The 22,469-nt window shown below is 72.4% G+C and carries 23 protein-coding genes; 11 read left to right on the forward strand and 12 right to left on the reverse strand.

Features of this window, described 5'->3' with window-relative positions; genetic code table 11:
• Position 1 precedes the first annotated feature (1 nt).
• The 4 genes from trxA to Sm713_RS39585 all read left to right on the forward strand — a co-directional run bounded on the left by trxA (position 2) and on the right by Sm713_RS39585 (position 3,623).
• A complete protein-coding gene (gene trxA / locus Sm713_RS39570; RefSeq protein ID WP_212914744.1) occupies positions 2-496 on the forward strand; it encodes a thioredoxin in 495 nt (164 codons plus the stop codon).
• Positions 493-756: a UBP-type zinc finger domain-containing protein gene (locus Sm713_RS39575; protein ID WP_212914745.1), complete on the forward strand. Its 264-nt coding sequence runs from the start codon at positions 493-495 to the stop codon at positions 754-756. The genes trxA and Sm713_RS39575 overlap by 4 nt, the downstream gene beginning before the upstream one ends.
• Entirely contained in the window at positions 753-2,558 is a 1,806-nt protein-coding gene (locus Sm713_RS39580) for an FAD-dependent oxidoreductase (protein WP_212914746.1), read from the forward strand. Before Sm713_RS39575 ends, Sm713_RS39580 begins: the two co-directional genes overlap by 4 nt.
• 231 nt (positions 2,559-2,789) lie before the next feature.
• Entirely contained in the window at positions 2,790-3,623 is an 834-nt protein-coding gene (locus Sm713_RS39585; RefSeq protein WP_212914747.1) for an undecaprenyl-diphosphate phosphatase, read from the forward strand.
• 101 nt (positions 3,624-3,724) lie between these two features.
• On the opposite strand, the gene Sm713_RS39590 is transcribed toward Sm713_RS39585, so the two are convergent.
• Both Sm713_RS39590 and Sm713_RS39595 read right to left on the reverse strand, forming a co-directional pair.
• Complete coding sequence (locus Sm713_RS39590; protein ID WP_212914748.1) at positions 3,725-4,654, reverse strand: M56 family metallopeptidase; 930 nt, start codon at positions 4,652-4,654, stop codon at positions 3,725-3,727.
• A complete protein-coding gene (locus tag Sm713_RS39595; RefSeq protein WP_212914749.1) occupies positions 4,651-5,022 on the reverse strand; it encodes a BlaI/MecI/CopY family transcriptional regulator in 372 nt (123 codons plus the stop codon). Before Sm713_RS39595 ends, Sm713_RS39590 begins: the two co-directional genes overlap by 4 nt.
• Before the next feature lie 118 nt (positions 5,023-5,140).
• On the opposite strand from Sm713_RS39595, the gene Sm713_RS39600 reads away from it, so the two are divergent.
• Complete coding sequence (locus tag Sm713_RS39600; protein WP_212914750.1) at positions 5,141-5,809, forward strand: DedA family protein; 669 nt, start codon at positions 5,141-5,143, stop codon at positions 5,807-5,809.
• Positions 5,806-6,660, forward strand: coding sequence for a phosphatase PAP2 family protein (locus Sm713_RS39605; protein ID WP_212914751.1), 855 nt, complete (start codon positions 5,806-5,808; stop codon positions 6,658-6,660). Before Sm713_RS39600 ends, Sm713_RS39605 begins: the two co-directional genes overlap by 4 nt.
• 67 nt (positions 6,661-6,727) lie before the next feature.
• Here Sm713_RS39605 and Sm713_RS39610 read toward each other — a convergent pair whose 3' ends face one another.
• From Sm713_RS39610 to Sm713_RS39630, 5 genes are all read right to left on the reverse strand, one after another.
• On the reverse strand, positions 6,728-7,867 hold the full coding sequence (locus Sm713_RS39610; protein ID WP_212914752.1) for a right-handed parallel beta-helix repeat-containing protein: 1,140 nt from the start codon (positions 7,865-7,867) through the stop codon (positions 6,728-6,730).
• 403 nt (positions 7,868-8,270) lie between these two features.
• Positions 8,271-9,263, reverse strand: coding sequence for an ABC transporter substrate-binding protein (locus tag Sm713_RS39615; protein ID WP_212914753.1), 993 nt, complete (start codon positions 9,261-9,263; stop codon positions 8,271-8,273).
• A gap of 6 nt (positions 9,264-9,269) precedes the next feature.
• Entirely contained in the window at positions 9,270-10,292 is a 1,023-nt protein-coding gene (locus tag Sm713_RS39620; RefSeq protein ID WP_212914754.1) for an amidohydrolase family protein, read from the reverse strand.
• Between the two features lie 97 nt (positions 10,293-10,389).
• A complete protein-coding gene (locus tag Sm713_RS39625) occupies positions 10,390-11,079 on the reverse strand; it encodes a 4-carboxy-4-hydroxy-2-oxoadipate aldolase/oxaloacetate decarboxylase (protein ID WP_212914755.1) in 690 nt (229 codons plus the stop codon).
• Complete coding sequence (locus Sm713_RS39630; protein WP_212914756.1) at positions 11,076-12,194, reverse strand: zinc-binding dehydrogenase; 1,119 nt, start codon at positions 12,192-12,194, stop codon at positions 11,076-11,078. Before Sm713_RS39630 ends, Sm713_RS39625 begins: the two co-directional genes overlap by 4 nt.
• Before the next feature lie 204 nt (positions 12,195-12,398).
• On the opposite strand from Sm713_RS39630, the gene Sm713_RS39635 reads away from it, so the two are divergent.
• Both Sm713_RS39635 and Sm713_RS39640 read left to right on the forward strand, forming a co-directional pair.
• Entirely contained in the window at positions 12,399-13,367 is a 969-nt protein-coding gene (locus tag Sm713_RS39635) for an ABC transporter substrate-binding protein (protein ID WP_212914757.1), read from the forward strand.
• Positions 13,368-13,415: 48 nt separating this feature from the next.
• Complete coding sequence (locus Sm713_RS39640; RefSeq protein ID WP_212914758.1) at positions 13,416-13,871, forward strand: RpiB/LacA/LacB family sugar-phosphate isomerase; 456 nt, start codon at positions 13,416-13,418, stop codon at positions 13,869-13,871.
• 207 nt (positions 13,872-14,078) lie between these two features.
• Here Sm713_RS39640 and Sm713_RS39645 read toward each other — a convergent pair whose 3' ends face one another.
• From Sm713_RS39645 to Sm713_RS39665, 5 genes are all read right to left on the reverse strand, one after another.
• Positions 14,079-14,939 carry an alpha/beta fold hydrolase gene (locus Sm713_RS39645; protein WP_212914759.1) on the reverse strand — a complete coding sequence of 287 codons (861 nt, stop codon included), beginning with the start codon at positions 14,937-14,939 and terminating at the stop codon, positions 14,079-14,081.
• 86 nt (positions 14,940-15,025) lie between these two features.
• On the reverse strand, positions 15,026-15,865 hold the full coding sequence (locus Sm713_RS39650; RefSeq protein ID WP_212914760.1) for a 3-methyl-2-oxobutanoate hydroxymethyltransferase: 840 nt from the start codon (positions 15,863-15,865) through the stop codon (positions 15,026-15,028).
• 98 nt (positions 15,866-15,963) lie between these two features.
• Positions 15,964-16,485, reverse strand: a complete 522-nt coding sequence (locus tag Sm713_RS39655; RefSeq protein ID WP_249416971.1) for a 3-methyl-2-oxobutanoate hydroxymethyltransferase — start codon at positions 16,483-16,485, stop codon at positions 15,964-15,966.
• A gap of 1 nt (position 16,486) precedes the next feature.
• Positions 16,487-17,773, reverse strand: coding sequence for an aromatic ring-hydroxylating dioxygenase subunit alpha (locus Sm713_RS39660; RefSeq protein ID WP_212914761.1), 1,287 nt, complete (start codon positions 17,771-17,773; stop codon positions 16,487-16,489).
• A gap of 106 nt (positions 17,774-17,879) precedes the next feature.
• A complete protein-coding gene (locus Sm713_RS39665; protein ID WP_249416973.1) occupies positions 17,880-18,212 on the reverse strand; it encodes a 2Fe-2S iron-sulfur cluster-binding protein in 333 nt (110 codons plus the stop codon).
• Positions 18,213-18,459: 247 nt separating this feature from the next.
• Between Sm713_RS39665 and Sm713_RS39670 the strand changes: the two genes are divergently transcribed.
• The 3 genes from Sm713_RS39670 (at position 18,460) to Sm713_RS39680 (ending at position 22,456) form a co-directional block, all read left to right on the forward strand.
• Complete coding sequence (locus tag Sm713_RS39670) at positions 18,460-19,233, forward strand: 2,3-diphosphoglycerate-dependent phosphoglycerate mutase (protein ID WP_212914762.1); 774 nt, start codon at positions 18,460-18,462, stop codon at positions 19,231-19,233.
• Between the two features lie 301 nt (positions 19,234-19,534).
• Complete coding sequence (locus tag Sm713_RS39675) at positions 19,535-20,650, forward strand: ethanolamine ammonia lyase-activating protein (protein ID WP_212914763.1); 1,116 nt, start codon at positions 19,535-19,537, stop codon at positions 20,648-20,650.
• A 171-nt stretch (positions 20,651-20,821) separates the two neighbouring features.
• The gene (locus Sm713_RS39680; RefSeq protein ID WP_212914764.1) at positions 20,822-22,456 is read left to right on the forward strand and encodes an ethanolamine ammonia-lyase reactivating factor EutA; all 1,635 of its coding nucleotides are present in this window, start codon (positions 20,822-20,824) and stop codon (positions 22,454-22,456) included.
• The last annotated feature ends 13 nt before the right edge of the window (positions 22,457-22,469 follow it).

Here is a 22,469-nt window from a genome sequence, read left to right on the forward strand (position 1 = left end):
GGTGGCCGACGAACCGGGCAGGGTGGTGGCCTGCCAGAACTGCGGCCGGAGGAACCGGGTCCGAGCGGCGGGCGAGGGGCGCCCGCGCTGCGGGGACTGCGGCACGGAGCTGCCCTGGATCGCCGAGGCCGGCGACGGGGACTTCGCGGAGATCGCCGAGGCGGCCGAACCGGTCGTCCTCGTGGACCTGTGGGCCACCTGGTGCGGCCCCTGCCGCAAGGTCAGCCCCGCGCTGGAGGAGGTCGCCCGGCAGATGGCGGGCCGGATCAAGCTCGTCAAGGTCGACGTCGACGCCTCGCCGCGCCTGACCCAGCAGTTCGGGGTGCAGGCGGTGCCGACCCTGCTCCTGCTCGACCGGGGCGAGGAGATCGGCCGGCAGGCGGGTGCAGCGCCCGCCGACACCCTGCGCCGGTGGGTCGAGGAGACCATGGCCGGCCGCCGTGGAGCGGCGCCACGACACGAGGATGACCCGACGACGAAGGGACGGACACGATGACGATGCAACCCGACCCGCACCTGTCGATGGTGCGCCAGGTGACCCCGAACACCCCGGAGGGCTGTGAGGAGTGCCTGGCCCAGGGATCCGGCTGGGTGCACCTGAGGATGTGCCTCACCTGCGGCCACGTGGGGTGCTGCGACTCCTCACCGAACCGGCACGCCCGGCGGCACGCGGCCACCACCGAGCACCCCATCGTCCAGTCCTACGAGCCGGGCGAGGACTGGCGGTGGTGCTTCGTCGACGAGGAGATGGTGTGACGGCACCCGACGGCCCCCGCGGTCGAAGCCGCCTGACCGAGACCCCCGACCGGCGCGGCGCCTTCCCCCGGCTGGCGCAGGAGCAGCTCGACGTCCTGGCCGAGCACGGCGAGCGCCGCCGGGTCGAGGCGGGAGAGGTGCTGTTCCGCGAGGGGGAGCGGTGCGAGGAGTTCATCGTCCTCCTCAGCTGCGTCGTGGAGATCGTGCACGACCTGGGCGACGTGGAGCAGCGCACCGTGGCCGTGCACGGCCCGGGGCGCTTCCTGGGCGAGCTGGGCCTGCTGGAGGGGGAGGCCGCGTTCAACACGGCCATCGTGAGCGAGCCCGGCGAGGTGCTCGCGGTGCCGTGGGAGGAGCAGCGGGACCTGGTCGCGGGCGACCAGATACTCGGCGACCTGGTGCTCCGGGCCTACCTCGGGCGGCGCTCGCTGCTCATCGGGGTCGGCGCCGGATTCCGGATCCTGGGCTCCTACTACTCGCCGGCGACCCGGCGGCTGCGCGAGTTCGCGGCGCGCAACCGGCTGCCGCACCGGTGGATCGACCTGGAGAGGGACCGGCAGGCCGAGGAGCTGCTGCAGAGGTTCTCCATCCGGCCGGAGGAGACGCCCGTCGTCATCTGGAAGGGCCGCGAGGTGCTGCGCAACCCCAGCCCCACGGACCTCGCCAGGCTCGCCGGCCTGCCCGCGCCCACGCCCGACGTCGCCGACAGCGACCTGGTGGTGGTCGGCGCCGGTCCCGCCGGCCTCGCGAGCGCCGTGTACGGGGCGTCCGACGGGCTCGACACGGTGATCGTGGACGCCATCGCCACCGGCGGCCAGGCCGGGGCCTCCTCGCGGATCGAGAACTACCTGGGCTTTCCCTCCGGGATATCCGGCGGCGAGCTCATCGAGCGGGCCGTCATCCAGGCCCGCAAGTTCGGCGCGCGGATGATCGTGCCGCTCCAGGCCGCGGGCCTCGAACGCCGCGACGACCACTACGCCGTCCGCTTCACCGACGGCAGCGTCGCCGAGGCCCGCACCGTCGTCCTCGCCCCGGGCGTGTCGTACCGCAAGCTCGACGCGCCCGGCATCGCCCGCTTCGAGGGCACCAACGTCTTCTACGCCGCCACGCTGCACGAGGCGCAGCAGTGCGGCGAGGACCCGGTGGCCGTGGTCGGCGGCGGCAACGCCGGAGGCCAGGCCGCCCTGTTCCTCGCCGAGTACACGCCCCAGGTGCACCTGATCGTGCGCGGCGACGACCTCGGCGCGAACATGTCGAGGTACCTGGCGGACCAGGTGGATCGCCACCGGGGCATCCAGGTGCTGCTCCACCACGAGGTGCACGAGGCGCTCGGCGACGACGTCCTGCGCTCGGTGGCCGTCAGGGACGGCACCACCGGCCGCGTCCACGAGGTCCCGGCCAGGGCCCTGTTCGTCTTCATCGGGGCCCGCCCGCACACGGACTGGCTGGCCGGTGCCCTGGTGACGGACCGGAGCGGTTTCGTGCTGACGGGAGCCGACGCGCAGGCGGCGGCCGACCCGGACACCTGGGCGGATCGGGCGCGCTCGCCGATGATGCTGGAGACCACGCTGCCGGGCGTGTTCGCGGCGGGCGACGTCAGGTCCGGCTCCGTCAAGCGTGTCGCCTCGGCGGCCGGCGAGGGTGCCATGGCGATCCGGCTCGTCCACGAGCACCTGGCCGAGGAGGGCAGCCTCGTCCGCATCCCCACCACCGGGGGCCGTGCACCCACCGGCGACATCGGCGACCACACCCGGGAGCCCGCAGGGCGGCATCCGGCGGTGGGCGGCCCTCCGCAGCGCTGACGCATCCCTGCCGGGCCCGTCCCTCGGGCCCCGCCCCCGGCCTCTGGCCTCTGCCCCCGCGCCCGGGCTCCGGCTGGGCGTTTCCTGACCTCACCCGCTATCGTCTACAGTGCTGTAGACGAGAAGTGGGCCGTCTGTCTCCCGGTGCCTCCGTGGCCGCCCGTACGGAACCAGGACCCCCGCTCGCAAGCCGCGCTTCCCCGCCCCCGCACACCGCACGAAAGAGAACCGATGAGCGTGATCAACGTCGGCCAGGCCGTGATACTCGGGGCCGTGGAGGGCGTGACCGAGTTCCTGCCGGTCTCCTCCACCGGACACCTGAAGATCACCGAGGGCCTGATGGGCATACCCGTCGACGACAACGCGGTGGTCGGCTTCTCCGCGGTGATCCAGGTCGGGGCCATCGCCGCCGTGCTGGTCTACTTCTTCCGCGACATCGTACGGATCGTGGCCGCCTGGGTCCGCGGCCTGGCCCACAAGGACCAGCGGTACCACCACGACTACCGGTTCGCCTGGTGGGTGATATGGGCCACGATCCCGATCGTGGCCGTGGGCCTGGTCGCCAAGCCGCTCATCGAGGGGCCGCTGGCGTCGCTGTGGGTGGTCGCCACGTCCCTGATCGTCGGCAGCGGGGCGATGTGGGCGGCGGACCAGATGGGCCGGCACAGGCGCGGCGAGGACGACGTCACCTTCAGGGACTCGATGCTGGTGGGCTGCTCGCAGATCCTCGCGCTGCTCTTCCCCGGCTTCTCCCGCTCCGGGGCGACCATGTCCACGGCCCTGGTGCTCGACCTGGACCGGGTGGCGGCCACCCGGCTCTCGTTCTTCCTCGGCATACCCGCGCTCACCGGAGCGGGCCTCTACGAGCTCAAGGACGCCCTCGGCACCGGTGTGGGGGTCGCGCCCCTCGCTGCCGGCACCGTGGTCTCGTTCGTCGTCGCCTACGCCTCGATCGCCTGGCTGCTGCGCTTCGTGGCGAAGCACTCCTTCAACGCCTTCGTGGTGTACCGCGTCGTCGTCGGGGTGCTCCTGCTCGGCCTGCTGGCCACGGGAGTGCTGGGCTGACGGGCGGGACGGTCGGTCGCGTCCTCGACCAGGGGAGCCAGTCAGGCAACGAACGGCCACCGTTGGGGCGGCGCTCGCTCCCGGGTGTCCGTGCCGGCGGGTCAGCGCGGCCATTCCCCCTGCGCCACCTCGACGCCGTGGTGCAGTACGACGGCCCCGGCGGCGGCCGTCGCGAACGAGATCCCCGCACAGAGCAGCAGCAGGACGGCGAGCGTCACCACCGGCCGGCGGGGCCCCACCGGGTGGCGCAGCAGGGCGGCCACCCGCTGGGGCACGGGGCCTGTGGTGGCCGAGGGCAGGAACGCCGGGCGGGCACCGGGGACGGCACGGGCCGCCAGCGCGGCCCGACCGATGGCCTGTGCCGTCAGCCGCCGGTCCCCGGTGACACGCGCCGCCACCTCGTCCGCGGCCCGCTCGGCGGCAAGGGCCACGGCGCCGCGCAGCGGACGCAGTCCCGGGTGGCAGCGCGCGCACAGCTCGGCGGCGGCCAGGAACAGATGGTGACGGCCCGCCAGATGGGCGCGCTCATGGGCGAAGAGCGCGCTGTGCTCGTGCGGGGTGAGGCAGCGCAGCATGCCGCTGGTGACCACGACCCTGCCCGGCCGCCCCGGCAGCGCGTAGGCGTCGGGCCGCGCGTCGTCGACGATGCTCAGATCGCCGGCGGCGTGCCGGCCGTCGACCGCGGCGCGCGCGAGCCGGTACAGCCGCCACTGCCGGGTGACGGAACGCACGGTGGCCCACCCCCAGACGGCCAGGGCGCCCGCCGAGAACAGCATCGCCGGGAACAGCAGCCCTCCGGGCCCGACCGCCAGCGGCTGGACCAGCTCGCCCAGCTCGGCGCCCGGCGGCAGCCCGAGGACCCCGGACAGCAGCAGGCCGCCCAGCGAGACGAGCGTGCTCGCGGCGAGGACGACGCCGGCGACCGTGAGCGACCACAGCGCGGCCATCGGGTGGCGCGAGCCGGCCAGCCGCGCCGCGAGCAGCGGGGCGGCGAACGGCACGAGCAGCGGGACGACGAGCAGCGCGATCACTGGCCACCTGCCTCCAGCAGCCCTCTGAGCACCTGCTCGTCGTCGGGACTGAGCTGCGAGACGAAGCGGGCCAGCACCACCTCGCGGTCGCTGTCCTTGTCGAGCTCGTGGTGCATACGGCGGGCGGTGAGGCCGTGCGCGTCCTGCGCGGGGGAGTAGGCGTAGCCGCGGCCGGCGCGCTCCCTGAGCACCGCGCCCTTCTCGTGCAGCCGCGCCAGGATGGTGGCGACGGTGGTCCTGGCCAGCGGCATCGGGAGGCTCTCCTGCACCTGGGCGGCCGTGCGAGGACCGCCTGCCGCCCAGAGCGCCGCCAGTACGCTCGCCTCGAGCTCACCCGCCGCTCGTCGCTCCGCACCCGTGTCGGACACGGTGAGCCTCCTCTCGTGCTCCGCGCTATTGTCTACACTGCTGTAGACGACAGACCGATGCAAACCATCGGGGCACACACCCGCTGCCCCGCCCCCCATTATGAAGAGGGCCCCGACCATGGCCGCACCCCTGTTCGCCGCGGACACGCTCGCCGTGAACATCCTGGACGCCCAGTCCCTGCTGTCCGCCTTTGGCGTGCTGGGCATCGCCCTGGTGATGTTCGCCGAGACCGGGCTGCTGATCGGGTTCTTCCTCCCCGGCGACTCCCTGCTCTTCACGGCGGGCCTGCTGTGCACGGCGCACGCGGGCCAAGGCACCGTCCTGTCGCTGCCCCAGGTGCTGCTCGCCTCCGCGGCTGGCGCCCTGATCGGCGCCCAGTGCGGCTACTGGATCGGGCGGCGCGCGGGCGGCGCCCTGCTGGAGCGGACCCGCTCCCGCCGGCTGAAGGAGGGCGCGGAGCGCGCCGAGGAACTGCTCGCCCGGTACGGCCACGCCAAGGCCATCGTGCTCGCCCGCTTCGTCCCCGTGGTCAGGACGGTCCTGAACCCGCTGGCCGGGGCGCTGCACGTGCCGGTGCGGACGTTCACCCTCTGGCAGGTCGCGGGCGGCCTCGTGTGGTCGGTCGGGCTGGTGCTCGCCGGGTACGGGCTCGGGTCGTCCGTGCCGAACGTGGATCGCTACCTGCTGCCGGTCGTCGTCCTGATCGTCGTGCTCTCGCTGCTGCCGCTGGGCGCCGAGGTGCTGCGGTCCCGCCGGCGGGCGCAGGAGGGCGGCAAGACACGATGACGTCCCAGGGCCGGTTCCGCGCCGACGGGGTCGGCCGGTCCGGCGGCGGCGACGGCAGCGAGCGGAACCCCGGTGACGTAGCCGACGACCACGCTGACGGCGCCGACGATCGGGCAGGCCCGACCGTCCCCGAAACGCCGTCGCTCCCACGCCCGGCGGGCCCGCTCGGCGCGCGCCCCGGCCTGCTCCTGCTGGTGGGGCTGGCCGCGCTGGTCCTCTTCGCGGGGCTGGCCACCGCGGTCGTGCTGGCCTCGGGCCGACCGCTCCTCCTGGACGCCTCCAGCCACCTGTGGAGCGTGCGGCACCGGCCTTCCGGCGCGGCCGCGGTGGCCCGCGTGGTCACCGGCACCGGCACGGGCGCGTGGCCGTACACGCTGGTGGTGCTGGGCGGGCTGCTGATGGGACGGGACACCCGCGGTCGGCTGTGGGCCGCGGCCTGCTGCCTGGCGTTCCTGAGTGCCGGCCAGGGACTGCGCAGCGGCGTGCTGAGCCTGATAGCCCGTCCCCGGCCGCCCCTGGGCGACTGGGCGACCCACGCGACGAACTGGTCGTTCCCGTCGGGCCACACCGCCACCTCCGCCATGGTGGCCGGGGTGCTGATCAGCGCCGTCCTGCTGCGCTCACCGCCCGGCCGTGCCGCGCTGGTGGCCTTCCTCGGCTGCTGGGCGGTGGCGGTCGCGGCGACCCGGATCTACCTCGGCGTGCACTGGTTCACCGATGTCGTCGGTGGCTGGTTCTTCGCCCTCGCCTGGCTCTGCCTGTGCGGCGCGGCCCTGCGCCGGCTGGCGTGGCGGTGGCCGGTGCCGCCGGGCTCGGTGGCCGGTGCGGGCGCGGCCGGCCACCCGGGCTGACGGAGGGGGCGGCCTGGCGCCCGGCCGTCCACCGGCCCCGAGGGCACGTCGCCAAAGGCGGGAGCGGTCAGGCTGTAAGGCCCAGCAGGTAGGTGAGCGGGCTGGTGTTGACGTACTGGGACTGGAGCGTGCTGGCCGTCTGCTGCGCCACCTGGAACCCGGCGGGCCTGGCCGGCAGCCCTCCGCAGCCGGCCACCGGCGTGCCGACGTGCGTCGACTTGTCGACGTTGCCGGTGACCGTGAAGTCCTTGACGCCGTTGACGGGGAAGCCGTAGCCCATGTGGCCGCCGGTGAGGGTGTTGTTGGCGACCTTCGCGCCGTAGACGATGTTCGTCGAGCACGTCCACACCGCCGGGCCCATCGCGATGCCGACCTTGATCAGGGCGCTCTGCGCGTTGATGGTGTTGTTCTGCACGACGGAGCCGTTGTAGTTGCCGTTGACTGGGGCGTAGTCGACGAGGTTGATCCCGCCGAGCAGGTTGCGGGTCCTGGCGACGACGGTGTTGTTCTCGACATGGGACCCGGTGGCGCCGAAGAGCACGATGGCCCCGTCGGTGGCGTCGGTGATGGTGTTGCCGCGCACCTCGGTCCTGGCGCACGCCAGCGAGATGCCGTCGCTCCACATGTTGGTCTGCGCGAGGCCGGCGGGACCGAGCTGGTTGTCGAGGATCTGCCCGCCCGTGCACTGGGGCGTGTTGTTGGTGACCGTGCCCTCGGTGAAGTGCAGGGTGGACCAGGTGCGGGTGTCGTGCGCGTAGATGTGCTGCACGGTCTGGTTGCTGCCCTTGTTGCCCATCTCGATCAGCGCGCCGCCACCGATCCTCGGCAGCTCGGGGAAGCGGCCGTCGGCCTGGATGTTGTGCACGACCACGCCGCTCTGGCCGTTGCCGTTGATCGCGGTGCCGTTGCTGCCGTTCACGCGGAGCGTGGCGCGGGTGCCGTCGGTCGGCAGGCCCTGGGTCTCCAGCACCTGGTTGGGCGCGGTGAACGTGACGGGGCTGTCCAGGGTGAAGACGGCGCCGGGGCAGAGCACGGCCTTCGCGCCCTGGCCCTGGAGTGCGGAGTTGATGGCGTTCTGGTTGCCGGAACCTATGCAGGCGGCGGCCGCGGCGGGCGAACCGGCGCCGTGGGCCGTGGAGGTGCCGGCGAGGGCGAGCGCCGCCGATGCGGCGGCCGCGGCGAGGACGGTGGAGCGTGAAGGGCGCATGGATCCGTCCGATCTCGTGGGGGAATGAAGGACGCTTGACACAGGGGCCCGCCCCGGGGCGGGCGGTTCACCTGAGTGCGTGTCACCAACGCCTCTGGTACCGCTGAATGAAATCCATTGGATTTCCCTGTGTCAATATTCCGGACATCGCCATGCCCCTCCACGGATCCGTGAGACCTCTCTGTTCTCCCAGCTCATCGCGGAGATTTCTCGTGTAACAAAGAGGAGCCGCCGGGAGCTCTCGCTTCCCCGCGGCCCCTCCGTCAGGCCTCTGAATCCCCCGTATGACGCGATATTGGAAGTTAAGTACTTTGCCGTCGTGCGCGGTTCGCCCGCGACACGGATGGCCCCGGACGACCGGGTCCGTCAGCACACCGGCCCGTCGGACCAGCGGGCCGGCCCGTCAGATGACCGCGGCCTCCGTCGACTCGGGCGCGAACAGCTCCTCCGGGGTCCGCAGCCGGTCGGACAGCCCCTGCTCGTGGTGGTAGCGCAGGAACGTCTCAAGAGTCTTGCGGTTGGCGTCGAGTCCGTAGCTCCAGTAGTCGCCGCCGAGGAGGTCGCGGGCCTCCTCGACCCCCTGGATCAGCCAGGGCAGCATGAAGCGCAGCGCCGAGCTGTCGTAGATGGTGCCGTACGCCTCGTTCTTGGCCGCCAGCAGCGCCTTGTAGAGGGACTGGGCGACCCACGGGTGGCGCTCGTAGACGTCCCGCCGGATCACCACCACGTGCATGATGGGGAAGATCCCGGTGGCCGCGTAGTACTCCTTCTCGCTGGCCACCACGTCCGGGAAGAGGCGGCGCACCCGCGGGTCGCGGGCGGCGAACGGGCTCGGCACGCGGGGCGTGCACAGCGCGTCTATCTCCCCGTCGGCCAGCATCTGGGAGAGCGTCCTGTCCTCGGGGGCGCGGCTGATCCGGACCGACTCGGGCAGCTTCAGGGCGGCCTTCTCCACCCGGCCCGTGCTCTCCTGGCCGCCGGTGACGTAGCTGACGGAGTCGAACGGCACCCCGTACTCGTCGCCGAGGATGCCCCGCAGCCACACGCAGGCGGTGAGCTGGAACTCCGGCGTGCCGACCACCTTGCCGCGCAGGTCCTCCGGCTTCTCGATGCCGGCAGCGGAGTTGAGGTACATCGACCCGTGCCGGAACATCCGCGAGGTGAACACGGGCAGCGCCACGAACGGCGACGGATCCTGCTGCAATGACACCACGTAGGAGGACAGCGACAGCTCCGCCACCTCGAACTCCTGGTGGCGCATCATCCGGAAGAAGGTCTCCTCCACCGGCAGCCGCAGGTACGTCAGGTCGATGCCGTCGGGACGCACCGTGCCCTCCTGGAGGGCACGCGTGCGGTCGTAGTCGCCGCAGGCGAAGGTGAGGTGCAGTGGGGCCACGGTGTGCTACCTGCCTTCCGAAGTCAGTCGTGCGTCCAGGCGCGGGTAGACCCGCCGGGCGTTGGTCTCGAACACCTTGCTGCGCTGCTCCTCACCGAGCGGCAGCCGGTCGATGTAGTACTTGGTGTCGTCCCACGCGCGCGAGGTGTCCGGGTTGGTGCCCCGCACCGCGCCCAGCATCTCCGAGGCGAACAGGATGTTGTCGGCCGGTACGACCTCGTGCAGCAGGTCGATGCCGGGCTGATGGTAGACGCAGGTGTCGAAGAAGACGTTGTCCATCAGGTGCTCGGCCGGGTCAGGACGGCCGAGCCGGGTGGCGAGCCCCCGGTACCGGCCCCAGTGGTAGGGCACCGCTCCGCCGCCGTGCGGCAGCACGAACCGCAGCCCGGGGAACCTGTCGAACAGGTCCGTCTCGACGAACTGCATGAACGCGGAGGTGTCCGCGTTCAGGTAGTGGGCGCCGAGCGCGTGGAAGTTCGGGTTGCAGGACGCCGAGACGTGCACCATCGCCGGCACGTCCAGCTCCACCATCGTCTCGTAGAGGGGGAACCAGTACGGGTCGGTGAGCGGCGGGGACGTCCAGTGGCCGCCGGAGGGGTCGGGGTTGAGGTTGCAGCCCACGAAGCCGAGCTGCTCGACGCACCGGCGCAGTTCGGCGACGCAGTCGTCTAGCTCCCCGCCGGGCGTCTGCGGCAGCTGGCAGACCGGCGCGAAGTTCCGCGGGAACAGCTCGGTCACCCGGTGCACCAGGTCGTTGCAGACCGCCGCCCAGGCGCGGGCGGTGGCCGGGTCGGGCACGTGGTGGGCCATCCCCGACGCCTTGGGGGAGAACAGCATCAGGTCGCCGCCGCGCTCGCGCAGCAGCCGCAACTGGTTGTTCTCGACGCTCTCGCGGATCTCGTCGTCGCTGATGGGAGCCTGTTCGGGCATCGGACGCGAGGCGCCCGCGAGCCGGGCGAGCTGCGCCTCGCGGAACGCCTGGTGCTGCGCCGGCGCGGTGGTGTAGTGGCCGTGGCAGTCGATGATCATGAATGCAGGGTCCTTGCTGGGCGTGGCGGGCGGTGCGGGCATGCACGGAGCCGGGCAGTGTCCCGGGTGCGGGCCGGCGGCGAGTGCCGCGGCCGGCTCACCCGCCGTCCGGGGCGTCGACGTAGGTGAGCCCCTTGTCCGCCAGCCGTTCCCGCATCGCGTTGACGTCCAGGCCGAGTTCGCCGCTCGCATAGCGCTCGCGCAGGCCAGCCTCCCTCGCCTCCCTGGCCCGGGACGCCTCCAGGACCTCGGCCGCCGCCGGGCGGGGCACGGTCACCACGCCGTCGTCGTCCGCGACGACCACGTCGCCGGGCATGATCAGCTGTCCGCCGCAGACCAGCGGGGTATTGACGTCGCCGAGCGTCTCCTTGACCGTGCCGAACGCCGAGACGTGCCGGGCCCAGACGGGAAAGCCCATCGCCTTCAGCTCGGCGATGTCCCGGCAGCCCGCGTCGATCACCACGCCGCGCACCCCTCGGGACGCGACCGAGGTGGCCAGCAGGTCGCCGAAGTAGCCCGCCTCGGAGGGCGAGGTGGGGGCAATCACGAGGACGTCGCCCGCACGGCACTGTTCGACCGCCACGTGGATCATCCAGTTGTCGCCTGGCGGCACGCTCACCGTGACGGCGGTGCCCGCGACGCGCGCTCCGGAGTAGACGGGCCGCAGCGCGGGGTCGAGCAGTCCCGTGCGGCCCTGCGCCTCGTGGACGGTGGCGACGCCGAACGCGCCGAGCGCGTCCACCGTGGCCAGATCGGTACGAGGGGGGTTGCGGACGACGATGCTCATGCCGCCTCCCCCCAGGGCAGCAGGGACACGTGCACGGCGTCCTCGCCGCTCTCGCCGCCGACGGTGCGGATGGCACGGTCGACGTCCTTCAGGCTGAAGGTGTGCGTGCCGAGCTTCTCCAGCGGGAAGCGGCCCGAGGCGAGCTGCTCCAGGGCGAGTTCGCAGGAGCGGTAGCTGTGCCCGCGTGCGCTCTTGAGGCTGATGCATTTCTCGGTGAGCTTCTTCAGCGGGAAGTCGGGGAAGGCGGCCACCTCGCCCTGCACCACCATCGTGCCCTCGCGGCGCTTGAGCGCGTCCACGCCGAGCAGCACCGGTGCCGTGCCCGCGCCCGCGGTGCAGTCCAGTACGACGTCGACGCCCCGGCCGCCGGTGATGTCGAGGACCCGGGTCAGGGCGTCCTCCTGCCTCACGTCGATGACGTGGTCGGCGCCCAGCTCCTTGGCGAGCGCGAGGCGGGCGGTGTCACGGGTGGTGCCGGTGACGATGATGCAGGACGCGCCCGCCTGCTTGCAGGCCACCACCTGCGAGAGGCCCTGCTGCCCCGGGCCCTGGATCAGCACCGTGGAGGCGTAGCCGACGCCCGCGGTGACCAGCGCCCACTCGATGCCGTTCGACAGCGGGGTGACGAGGCCGGCCAGCTCGGCCGAGACGCCGTCGGGCACCCGGTGGGTCACCGAGTTCCACGGCAGGTACAGGTACTGCGCGAAGCCGCCCCACAGGTGGTACGGGTTGTCCGCGGAGGTGTATCCGTAGCGCCGGGCGTCCGGGTTGGTGCGCCAGTCGGTGGCCTCGCAGTGGCGGTACTCGCCCTGGTGGCACCACTCGCAGCGGTAGCAGCCCACGTAGTGCTCGACGAAGATCCTGTCGCCCTCCGCGAGCCCCTTGCGCTCGGTGAAGGTACGGCCGGCCTTCGCGATGACGCCGACGTTCTCGTGGCCCATGATCACTGGGGCCTCGAACGGCGGCTTGCCGTACATCTTCACATCGGTGCCGCAGATTCCGGCCACCTCGACCTTGAGCAGGGCCCCGTCGTCGGGTATGTCCGGCATCGGGAACTCGCGCAGCTCCGTCGTACCCGGCGCCGTCCGCACCGCCGCCAGCACCTGCTCCGCCATGAACCTCTCCTCACCTCGGCGCTGTCTGCGAGGCAGCACCCTACCCTATGGCCTTATGGACTGACCATGCTACCTTTCCGCCCACGAGCTGCTTCGATCCCGTTCGATCACCTACGATCCGCTTCCATCCGGGCCGGCCGGCCGCCCCGAAAACCACGCGCCCACCGGCACCGCCGCACCGACACAAGGGAGACGGCTTCCGCCATGGCCGAACCGCACGACACCTCCGTACCGCGGCTCACCACCGTGACCCGCACGCAGGGCGACAACGCCGCACTGAAGGACGGAACGGTCACGCCGCACGGCTTCCGCTTCGCCTTCGAGGAGGTGCCCGTGCTGGTGCAGGCCTTCCGGCGGATGGTGCGCGGCCTCGAGTTCGACATCAGCGAGATGGCGCTCACCACCTACCTGGTCGCCAAGGAGCACGGGGCCCCCTTCACCGCCGTGCCTGCCTTCCTCGTCCGCGGCTTCCACCACGGGGCGATCCGCTTCGACCCGTCCTCCGGCATCCGGAGCCCCAAGGACCTCGAAGGCCGCAGGGTCGGCGTGAGCCGCGGCTACACCGTCACCACCGGCGTGTGGGCGCGCATGGTGCTCCAGGAGGAGCACGGCGTCGACCTCAGCCGGATCACCTGGGTGCTCTCCGGCGACGAGCACGTGAGCACCTACCGCCCGCCCGCCAACGTGGAGTCCATCGAGCCCGGCCGCACCCTGGAGGAGCTGATGGCCTCCGGGGACCTGGCGGCGGTGATCGGCGCGGGCTACGACACCCCCGACCTCGCCCCGCTGATCCCCGGCCCCGAGGAAGCCGGCTTCGCAGCCCTCCGCGAGCGCCGCCTGTACCCCATCAACCATCTGGTGGTGGTCAAGGACGAGCTGCTGAAGGAGCACCCGGGCCTCGGCGCGGACGTCTTCGACGCCTTCGCGCGTGCCAAGCTGCAGTACGTCGAGCGGCTGCGCGCCGGCGACATCGCCGACCCCGGCCCGGCCGACCGCATGTACCGGCGCGTCCTGGAACTGACCGGCGGCGCGGATCCGCTGCCGTACGGGATCGAGCCCAACCGCCAGACCCTCCAGACGCTGCTGGACAGCGCCGTGGACCAGAAGATCCTCACCCGCGCCCCGGCGCTGGAGGAACTGTTCGCCGAGGACACCCACGACCTGACGGCGTGAGTGGGGAACGGAAGAGACGGACGGGGCGAGAAGGACGGAGGAGGCGGCATGCGCATCGCACTCGCCGGTGACCACAACGGCATCGAGCTCAAGGCCCGGCTGACGCTCTGGCTGACGGAGCACGGCCACCGGGTCGAGGACCTCGGCGCCCACGAGGGCTCGGGGACCGTGGACTATCCGCCGCTGTGCGCCGCGGTCTGCCGGCAGGTGACCGGGGGCACGGCGGACCGGGGAATCGTGCTCGGCGGCAGCGGTCTCGGCGAGACCGTCGCCTGCAACAAGATCCGCGGCATCCGCGCCGGCCTCTGCCACGACGTGTGGAGCGCCGGCATCTCCCGCGGCAACAACGACTCCAACGTCCTCGTCCTGGCCGCCAAGGTGCTGTCGCCCGAGACCGCGGAGGAGATCGTGGCGGCCTGGCTGGAGACCGCTTTCAAGGGCGGTGTCCACCAGCGGCGCCTGGAGCAGATAGCCGAACTGGAGCGGGGCGCCGGGCTCGCCTGAACCATCGCGCACCCGGCCCGCCCCGGCCGGGTCCTTCTCCCGCGGCGGGGGCGGGCCGGACGGGCCTCCAGGCGGGCCGAACACGCACGGGCCGAACGCACCCAGGCCAGCACGCACGGGCCGAACGCACCCAGGCCGAACGCACGCGGGACCCGTGGCCGCACCCCGAAGGGCGGGCCCGGGTCCCGCGTGGCGACGCCGATTTGCCTACTCCGCGGCCGGCACCCCGCCCAGGAACGCGGCGATCCGTGCCGGCGCCGTCTCGGCGGTCTGCTCCGCCACCGGCACGTCCCAGTACTCGGCGTGCCCGAGGCACTCCTGGAGGAAGCGGGCGGCGGACGTCGCGTGCGAGTCGTCCTGGCCCGGCACGATCAGCGCGGGCACGTCAAGACCGATCAGGTCCTCCGGCTCGGGCCCGGGGACGGTGTCGCGGTCGAAGAGCAGCCGCACCATGCCGGACACCATCGTGTAGTAACGATCGGAGGCGGTGCGTGCGTAGCGGTCCGCGAACTCGGGGTCCCGCCGGATCACGTTGACCCAGGGGCCAAGACGCGGATCGGCGGTGAAGCCGGCGTCGCTGCCGCGGGCCAGCGCCACCACCTGCTCCAGCCCCTCCGCGTCCGCGTAGACGAGGTGGCGGGTGAAGCGGGCGTGCTGCTTCATCCGGTACCGGGCGCCGCCCGCGGGGGAGTAGAGCACCATGCTCAGCACCCGCTCGGGGTGGGCCACCGCGAGGGCGGCCGCGGTGGAGCAGCCGACGCAGCCGCCCATCAGATGGGCCCGTTCGATGCCGAGGTGGTCGAGCAGGCCCACGCCCTGGCGGACGTAGTCGGCCCACGAGACCCGTTCGAGCCGCCCGCCCGAGCCGCCCGACTCGCGCCGGTCGAAGGTGACGCAGGTGTAGTCCCGGGTGAGCCGGTCGAGCAGGCCCAGCCTCCGGTAGACACCGACGGTACGCCAGCCCTCCAGGGTGGCGTCGAAGCCGCCGGGCGAGAACATCAGCAGCGGCGGCCCCTCACCCGCCACCTCGTAACGGGTCACCAACCCGTCGATGACGGCGGTGGGCATTGGCTGCTCCTCTCCTCGGTGCTACTGGAACGCGGGTGACGGTGGAACACGTCCGGGCGCCGGGTGACGGCTGACGGCGGCACTGCTCAGTCCGCGGCGGCCGGCGGCACCGGCACGCCGCCGGCGACCTGCCGCCCGGCGCGGACGTCCTCGGTGTACGAGCTGATCGCGTCGAGGGTGATCCGCGCGACGTTGGCGTAGGTGTCCGGCGGATCGTCGATCGCGGTCGCCGCGTACCCGATGGCCGCGTGGGCCATCCGCATCCGCCCGTCGAGCCAGGGTCCGCCGCCGAAGCCGCCGACGACCGGTATCGAGACAGCCCCGGCCACGGCCGCGCCCACCACGGGACCCGAGTTGGTGAAGTTCAGCAGCACCGCGCCCGCGTCCTCAAGCCGCTTGGCCTCGGCGATCAGCGCGTCGCGCATCTCCACCGGCACCTGGTCGGCGGCCGACGGGACCGCGTTGTACTCCACGCCGTACCGCAGCGCGGTCTGCGGGGTGATCCCGAACTGCGCGAAGACCGGAATGCCGGCCCGGGTGATCGCCTCGACGGCCTCCGGGAAGTCGGGGGCCGCGTCGACCTTGACCATGTCGACGCCGGCCTCCTTGACGAACCTGATGGCCGCGCGCACCGCGCTGTCCGTGCCCTCCTGGAGCGGCCCGAACGGGAAGTCCGCGCTGAGCAGTGCCCGGCGCACCCCGCGCCGCACCGCCCTGGTGACCGTGACCATCTCGTCCATCGTCACCTCGAAGGGGTTCGAGTGCCCCCAGAGGTTCACGCCGACGGTGTCGCCGACCGAGACGATGTCCACGCCGGCCCGGTCCACGATGCGGGCGATCTGGTAGTCCCAGGCCACCACGCCGACGATCTTCTCGCCGTCGTCCTTCATCCGTTGCAGGCCGCGCACGCTGACCTTGTCGGGCATTGCCTCTCGCCTCTCCTCGAACCGCTCGATCCCGTTCCACACACCGCCTCCGGCCGTGCCCCACCGCGGGTGCGGTGGGGCACGGCCGGAGGGACCGGCTAGACCCTGAGCGCGGTGAGCAACTCGGTCACATCGCTCTCGTCGGCGGACAGCAGCAGCACCCGGGCGTACGGGCGCAGCGCGGCCACCGCGTCGTCCGCCTCGAAGTCCTCCCCGAGCACGATGCCCGCGGTGGTGATGCCGTCCGCGCCGCACAGCCGGCCGATGGCCGCCGCCCACTGCCGGCCGGCGTCCTCGGTCGCCAGCACGACCACCACGTCGGTACCGGTCAGCACCTCGCCGAGCAGCACCGGCCGGCCGTCCAGCCGGTGCAGCACGATCCGTGCGTCGCCCGTACCGGCGTCAGAGGCGGCCTGGCAGGTGTAGAACGTCGCCTTCGCCCAGGACCGGTGCGCGACCCGCTGGGCGATCGCCGTGGCCCGCTCGTCCAGGCCGATCACCCGCGCGTTGCGGGCCGGCCGGATCGGCACGTCGATCCGGAACCGCGACTCGCCGGGAGCGGTCGCGCGGGCGCACTCGCTGGGGTAGGCGGACGGCGCGCGCATGTCGGTGCCCGCCATGTCAGACCGAGGACTGCGGGACGCCGGGGGTCGCCCTGACCGCGTCACGGCACGAGTCCAGGAAGGACTCGGCCTGCGGCAGCACCACCGCCGCCGAGCGCACGCGGTGGTGCTCCGGGTCGACACCGGGCGGGGTGACGCCCTCGTCCCGCAGGGCGACGGCCGCCTTCCGCAGCTTCTGGCGGGCCTTGATGATCCCGCTGTCCGCGGGCACCAGACGCTCCTTGCTGCGGTCGACGATCGGCCCCATGCTCTCCTGGAGCGAGGCGTCCTGCATGGCGATGCCCGCCACGCCGGAGTAGGTCTCGCCGCGCTTCTGCGCCTCGCGGTCGATCAGGTAGTCGTTGTCCATGTTGGCCGCCGGCCGGTAGGTGCCCGGGATGTTCTTGCTGTGCACCCCGTGTCCGTCGATCATGGCCTGCCGCTCGGTCTCGGTGAGGGCGCGCACGGGGTGGTAGTCGAACGAGTAGGTCCAGCAGTTCTCGTCGTCGATCGGCACCCAGAAGTGGCCGTGCACCGGGTGGTCGCCGCGCGGCGGCACCATCGTGAAGGCGGGCATCACCCAGGGCGTGATACGCCAGTAGTAGGTGCCCTCCTCGGCGTTGCGGCGCGCGCCCACGAAGAGCCCGCCCTCGCTGTCCGCGACCTCGAAGAACGGCTTGGTGTCCTTCATGTTGTACTCGTTGCCCTTGGCGCCCTTGAAGAGCGGGTCCGTCTTCAGCCCGCCGGAGTGCAGGAAGGTCACGTGGCTGGAGTCGATGCCGCCCTCGAAGGCCTGCATCCAGTTGCACTGCTGCCAGCGCTTGGAGGTGTAGGTCTGCTCCGCCGGCACATGCACGAACTCGAACTCCGGCAGCGGGGGCTGCTTCGCCGGGTCGCCCATGTAGGTCCAGAGCAGGTCGCCGATCTTGACCAGCGGGTACGCGGTCAGCTTCACGTTCTGGCAGAAGCTGCTGTTGTCGGCCTCGGAGGGGACCTCGATGCACTGCCCCGTGTAGTCGTACTTCCAGCCGTGGTAGGGGCAGCGCAGCCCGGCCTGCTCGTTGCGGCCGAACCACAGGGACGCGCCGCGGTGCGCGCAGAACTCGTCGATCAGGCCGTACCGCCCCTCGCTGTCGCGGAAGGCGAGCATGCGCTCGGAGAGCAGCTTCACCCGCACCGGCGGGGAGTCGTTCTCGGGAAGCTCCTCGGCGAGCATGGCCGGTATCCAGTACTGCCGGAAGAGTTCACCCATCGGCGTACCGGGACCGGTCTGCGTCAACAGCTCATTGATGTCTTTTCTCAGCACGGCCGTTTCCCTTTCACGTGATGACCCGTCGGCGCAGGGGGTTCGACGGGCTGTGGCCCGGCGGGGCGGGCGCGGTCCGAGCCGGGCGCCGCCCGCGGCACGGAGGTCAGGGCTGCTCGGGAGGTATCTCGACGGTCAGCCCCTCCAGGGCCTCGCTGACCCGGATCTGGCAGGCGAGCCGGCTGGTGTCGCGCCGCTCGGAGACCGCCATGTCGAGCAGGTCCTCCTCCATGTCCCCCGGAGGGCCGACGAGTGGCGCGAACTCCTCGCCCACCCAGACATGGCAGGTCGCACAGGAGCAGTTGCCACCGCACTCCGCGACGATTCCGGGGACGCCGTTCTTGACCGCGGCCGACATGACCGACTCGCCGTCGTTGGCATCGACGGTGTACGTACGGCCGGCGCTGCCGATGAAGATCACTTTGGACAAGATCCTCATGTCCTCTCACGGTTGGGACGGTCCCCGGAGCAGCGGACATGTCGCTCACCTGAGCGACGTCCGTTGGTATGTCCATTAGACCAGACGGTTCCGGAGACAACAAGCATCCGCGTACGCACCGGATCGCGGCACATGCCGCGTGACCCTTTACCGCGACCCTCCGAGGCGCCATCGCTGACCTGCGGTTTCGCCCCTCGGGGCAGCCCCTGGGCGGCCCGGCGCTATCTCGGTGGGTCAGGATGCGGCCATGAAGACGCTGATCCTCCTCCGTCACGGCGAGAGCGAGTGGAACTCCCGGAACCTGTTCGCCGGATGGGCCGACATCGGCCTGACCGGCGTGGGTGAGGAGCAGGCGCGCCACGCCGGCCGGCTGCTCCGCGCCGCCGGTCTGCTGCCCGACGAGGTGCACACCTCGGTGCTCACCCGCGCGGTGCGCAGCGCGGGCCTCGTGCTGGCGGCGGCGGAGGCGGCGGATGTCCCGGTCACCACGCACTGGCGGCTGAACGAACGCCACTACGGCGCGCTCCAGGGCCGGGACCGCGCCGCGGTGCTCGCCCGCTACGGCGAACGGCGCTACCGGCACTGGCGCCGCTCCTACGACGGCACCCCGCCGCCCATCGACCCCGCCGAGCAGCGCGCCCTCGCGGACGACCCGCGCTATGCCGAGCTGGCGGGACGGCTGCCGCGCACCGAGTCCCTCGCGGACGTCACGGCCCGGCTGCAGCCGTGCTGGCGCGGCGTCCTCGCGCCCGCGCTGCGCACCGGACGGCGGGTGCTCGTGGTCGCGCACAGCAACTCCCTGCGGGCCCTCGCCGCCCACCTCGATGGGCTCGACCATGCCGAGATCATGACCCTCGACATCCCCACCGGCATGCCGCTGCGCTACGACCTCGACGACGACCTGGTGCCGCTGGTGCGCGGCGGCCGGTACCTGGAGCCCGAGATCGCCGCCCGGCGCGCCGCGGCCGTGGCCGAGGAGGGCCACAGGCGCCCGGAGGGCTCCGTGCGCGGGCGGCGGTGACGCCCGGCGACCGCTGTGACGCCTGGCGGTCTCGGAACGGCGTGCGCGGCTCCGCCTCCCGCACGCGGACGGGCGTGGCAGGTGCCGGTGACGTCGGATGCGACGACGCCCGTGCCGTTGACAGGGGGAAATTCATGGACTTAGGGTCCTACCAATGTGCCGCCGCGGTCTTCCCGCGTCCGACCCGCCGCCCGCCACTTCCGGCCCCCGCCGTCCGGCCGGGCTGCCGCGCAAGGACCGGTCCGCGGCCGTGCCGGCCCGGTGTGGGCCCCCGCCAAGTCCGAGCAGGAAGGGCCGCTGCATGGCCAAGGACGCAATCGTCAACGACAGCCTGGCGGCGAAGTTCGCCACCGAGAAGGACTCCCCGTACACGCGCTGGGTGGCCGACGAGGGGCTCGACATCATCGCCGCCCACTACGTGCCCGACCTGCGCACCGTGGAGCTGAAGCCGTGGGAGCGCCGCGGCGGACGCGGTGTCTTCGTCAACCACGAGGCCACCCGCACCTCGAACGACTGCTACGTGTGCGAGATCCCGGCCGGCGGCCGGCTCGCGCCCCAGCGGCAGCTCTTCGAGGAGATGATCCTCGTCCTCGACGGGCACGGCTCGACGAAGGTGTGGAACGACTCCGGCGCCGAGGTGACCTTCGAGTGGGGGCCGCACTCGCTCTTCGCGATCCCGCTCAACACCAACCACCAGCACTTCAACGGCTCGGGCCAGAAGACGGCGCGCTTCGTCTCCTCGACGAACCTGCCGCCCGTCCTCAACCTCTACGACGACGCCGACTTCGTCTTCGGCACGGCACGGGACTTCCCGGCCCGCTTCGACGGGGAGCCGGACTATTTCGCGCCCAAGGGTGAGCAGAAGGGCCTGCTGCTCGACACCAACTTCGTGGCCGACGCGGCGAACCTGCCGCTGGTCGAGGCCAAGGAGCGCGGCGCGGGCGGCGGCCACATCCGCTTCGCGATGGCCAAGGGCTCGATGAACAGCCACATCTCGCAGTTCCCCACGGCGACGTACAAGAAGGGGCACCGGCACGGTCCCGGCGCGCACGTCATCATCCTCAGCGGCACCGGCTACAGCCTGATGTGGCCGGAGGGCGAGGAGCCGCGCCGCTACGAGTGGGGCCCCGGCAGCCTGATCGTCCCGCCGAACATGTGGTACCACCAGCACTTCAACACCGGTCCCGAGCCCGGCCGCTACCTCGCGTTCAAGCACGAGGGCGTGTCCATCCGCAACGCCCAGGGCGTGCCGAAGGCGTGGATCAGCCAGCGGATCGGCGGCGACCAGATCGACTACGCCGACGAGGCGGCCGTGGTGCGCGAGCTGTTCGCCGAGGCGCTGGCCGAGCACGGTATGAAGCCCCAGATGGACGGCGTCTACGCCGCGGAGCTCGAAACGCTCCCGCCCAGGCCGTAGCCGGAGCGCCCGGCCCCGGTACGGCCGCCCGTGCGGCCCGCCTACTCCCCGGCGGGCCGCACGCGGCGTTCCCGGAACCGGCCGGGTCCGGTCCGGTCGGTCCGGCAGGGTGACCGACCGGGCAGCCGGCACCCGCCCCTGCGGCCCCGAACCACGACGAGGAGCACGCCCGTGACGCACACCGCCGACCACCACCCCCACGGGGCGCACTCCCACCACCACCCCCAGCACCCCGGTGACGACCGGCCGCGTACCGTCTACGCCGCCCACGTCCCCGACCACGACCACGTGCACGACGACGAGGCGCTCAGCCCGTTGGAGGAGAACCCGATCTGGCAGCAGGACAACGTCACCCTGCACAGCGTCGGCATCGACATCGGCTCCTCGGGCACCCAGGTGGTCTTCTCGCGGCTGCACCTGCGCAGGATCAGCGAGGACCTGACCAGCCGCTACATCGTCGTCGACCGGCGGACCGAGTACCGCTCGCCGGTCGAGCTCACCCCCTACGCCGACGCCGAGCTCATCGACGCCCGCGCGCTCGGCTCGATCGTCGACCGGGCCTACGGCGCGGCCCGGGTCGACCCCTCCGCCGTGGACACCGGCGTGGTGATCCTCACGGGCGAGGCGCTGCGCCGCCGGAACGCCGAGGCGATCGCCCGGGTGCTGGCCGAGCGCGGCGGCGAGCTGGTCAACGCCACCGCCGGCCACCACATGGAGGCCATGCTCGCCGCCTACGGCTCCGGTGCGGCGAAGGCCTCCTACGACACCGGGCGGCGCATCCTCGTCGTCGACATCGGAGGCGGCACCACCAAGCTGGCCGTGCTGGAAGCCGGCCGCGTCGCCGGCACGGCCGCCCTGCACATCGGCGGCCGGCTCCAGGTCGTCGACGATCAGGGCACGATCGTCCGCCTGGACCCGGCCGGCCGGGACCACGCCGAGCGCGCCGGATTCCACTGGGGGCTCGGCGACACGGCCGGCCCCGGGGAACTTCAGAGCGTCGCGGAGACCATGGCGGACGCCCTGATCACCGCCCTCACCGCCACGCCGCTGCCCGCCGAGGTCGAGAAGCTGTACCTCACCGAGCCGCTCACGCCGCTCGGGCCGATCGACGGAGTGATGTTCTCGGGCGGCGTCGCCGAGTACGTCTACGGCCTCCAGCCGCGCTCCTTCGGCGACCTCGGCGCGCCGCTCGGGCGCGCGCTGCGCCGCCGGGTGGACTCGGGCGCGCTGCCCTTCCCGCTGCTGCCGGCCGGAGAGTGCATCCGCGCCACGGCGCTGGGCGCCTCCGAGTACAGCGTGCAGCTCAGCGGGAACACCGGATGCATCACCGCCCCCGACGCCCTGCTGCCGCGCCGCAACCTCCAGGTCGTCAGGCCCGAGTACGAGCTGGGGGAGACGGTCGACCCCGGGGCCCTGACGGCCGCCGTGCGCACCCACCTGGCCGCCCTGGACGCCGGTCCCGACGGCGCGGAGGTCGCCGTCGCCCTGACCTTCACCGGACTGCCCGGATACGACCGGCTGAGCGCGTTCGCGCGCGGCATCCGGGACGCCCTCGCCGAGCGGATCTCGGCCGGCCGGCCGGTGTACCTGATGCTCGACGGAGACGTGGCCATGACGCTCGGCCGGCTGCTCCGCGAGGAACTCGGAGTCACGAACGACCTCCTCGTCATCGACGGGCTGAGCCTGCACGACTTCGACTACATCGACATCGGCAAGCTCCGCCACCCGTCCAACACCGTGCCTGTCACCATCAAGTCCCTCGTGTTCAGCGCGGACCCGCTGTCCCGGCAGGCGCCCGGCGCCTGAGGGCAGGGCCGGC

It is taken from the genome of Streptomyces sp. TS71-3 (assembly GCF_018327685.1).
GTDB lineage: Bacteria > Actinomycetota > Actinomycetes > Streptomycetales > Streptomycetaceae > Streptomyces.

Coding starts and splice junctions, on each gene's coding strand:
- Sm713_RS39640 (WP_212914758.1), top strand. CDS start 13,416: ATGCGCATCGCACTCGCCGGTGACCACAACGGCATCGAGCTCAAGGCC.
- Sm713_RS39675 (WP_212914763.1), top strand. CDS start 19,535: ATGGCCAAGGACGCAATCGTCAACGACAGCCTGGCGGCGAAGTTCGCC.
- Sm713_RS39620 (WP_212914754.1), bottom strand. CDS start 10,292: ATGATCATCGACTGCCACGGCCACTACACCACCGCGCCGGCGCAGCAC.
- Sm713_RS39670 (WP_212914762.1), top strand. CDS start 18,460: ATGAAGACGCTGATCCTCCTCCGTCACGGCGAGAGCGAGTGGAACTCC.
- Sm713_RS39630 (WP_212914756.1), bottom strand. CDS start 12,194: ATGGCGGAGCAGGTGCTGGCGGCGGTGCGGACGGCGCCGGGTACGACG.
- Sm713_RS39665 (WP_249416973.1), bottom strand. CDS start 18,212: ATGAGGATCTTGTCCAAAGTGATCTTCATCGGCAGCGCCGGCCGTACG.
- Sm713_RS39650 (WP_212914760.1), bottom strand. CDS start 15,865: ATGCCCGACAAGGTCAGCGTGCGCGGCCTGCAACGGATGAAGGACGAC.
- Sm713_RS39645 (WP_212914759.1), bottom strand. CDS start 14,939: ATGCCCACCGCCGTCATCGACGGGTTGGTGACCCGTTACGAGGTGGCG.
- Sm713_RS39575 (WP_212914745.1), top strand. CDS start 493: ATGACGATGCAACCCGACCCGCACCTGTCGATGGTGCGCCAGGTGACC.
- Sm713_RS39625 (WP_212914755.1), bottom strand. CDS start 11,079: ATGAGCATCGTCGTCCGCAACCCCCCTCGTACCGATCTGGCCACGGTG.
- Sm713_RS39610 (WP_212914752.1), bottom strand. CDS start 7,867: ATGCGCCCTTCACGCTCCACCGTCCTCGCCGCGGCCGCCGCATCGGCG.
- Sm713_RS39600 (WP_212914750.1), top strand. CDS start 5,141: ATGGCCGCACCCCTGTTCGCCGCGGACACGCTCGCCGTGAACATCCTG.
- Sm713_RS39655 (WP_249416971.1), bottom strand. CDS start 16,485: ATGGCGGGCACCGACATGCGCGCGCCGTCCGCCTACCCCAGCGAGTGC.
- Sm713_RS39605 (WP_212914751.1), top strand. CDS start 5,806: ATGACGTCCCAGGGCCGGTTCCGCGCCGACGGGGTCGGCCGGTCCGGC.
- Sm713_RS39585 (WP_212914747.1), top strand. CDS start 2,790: ATGAGCGTGATCAACGTCGGCCAGGCCGTGATACTCGGGGCCGTGGAG.
- Sm713_RS39635 (WP_212914757.1), top strand. CDS start 12,399: ATGGCCGAACCGCACGACACCTCCGTACCGCGGCTCACCACCGTGACC.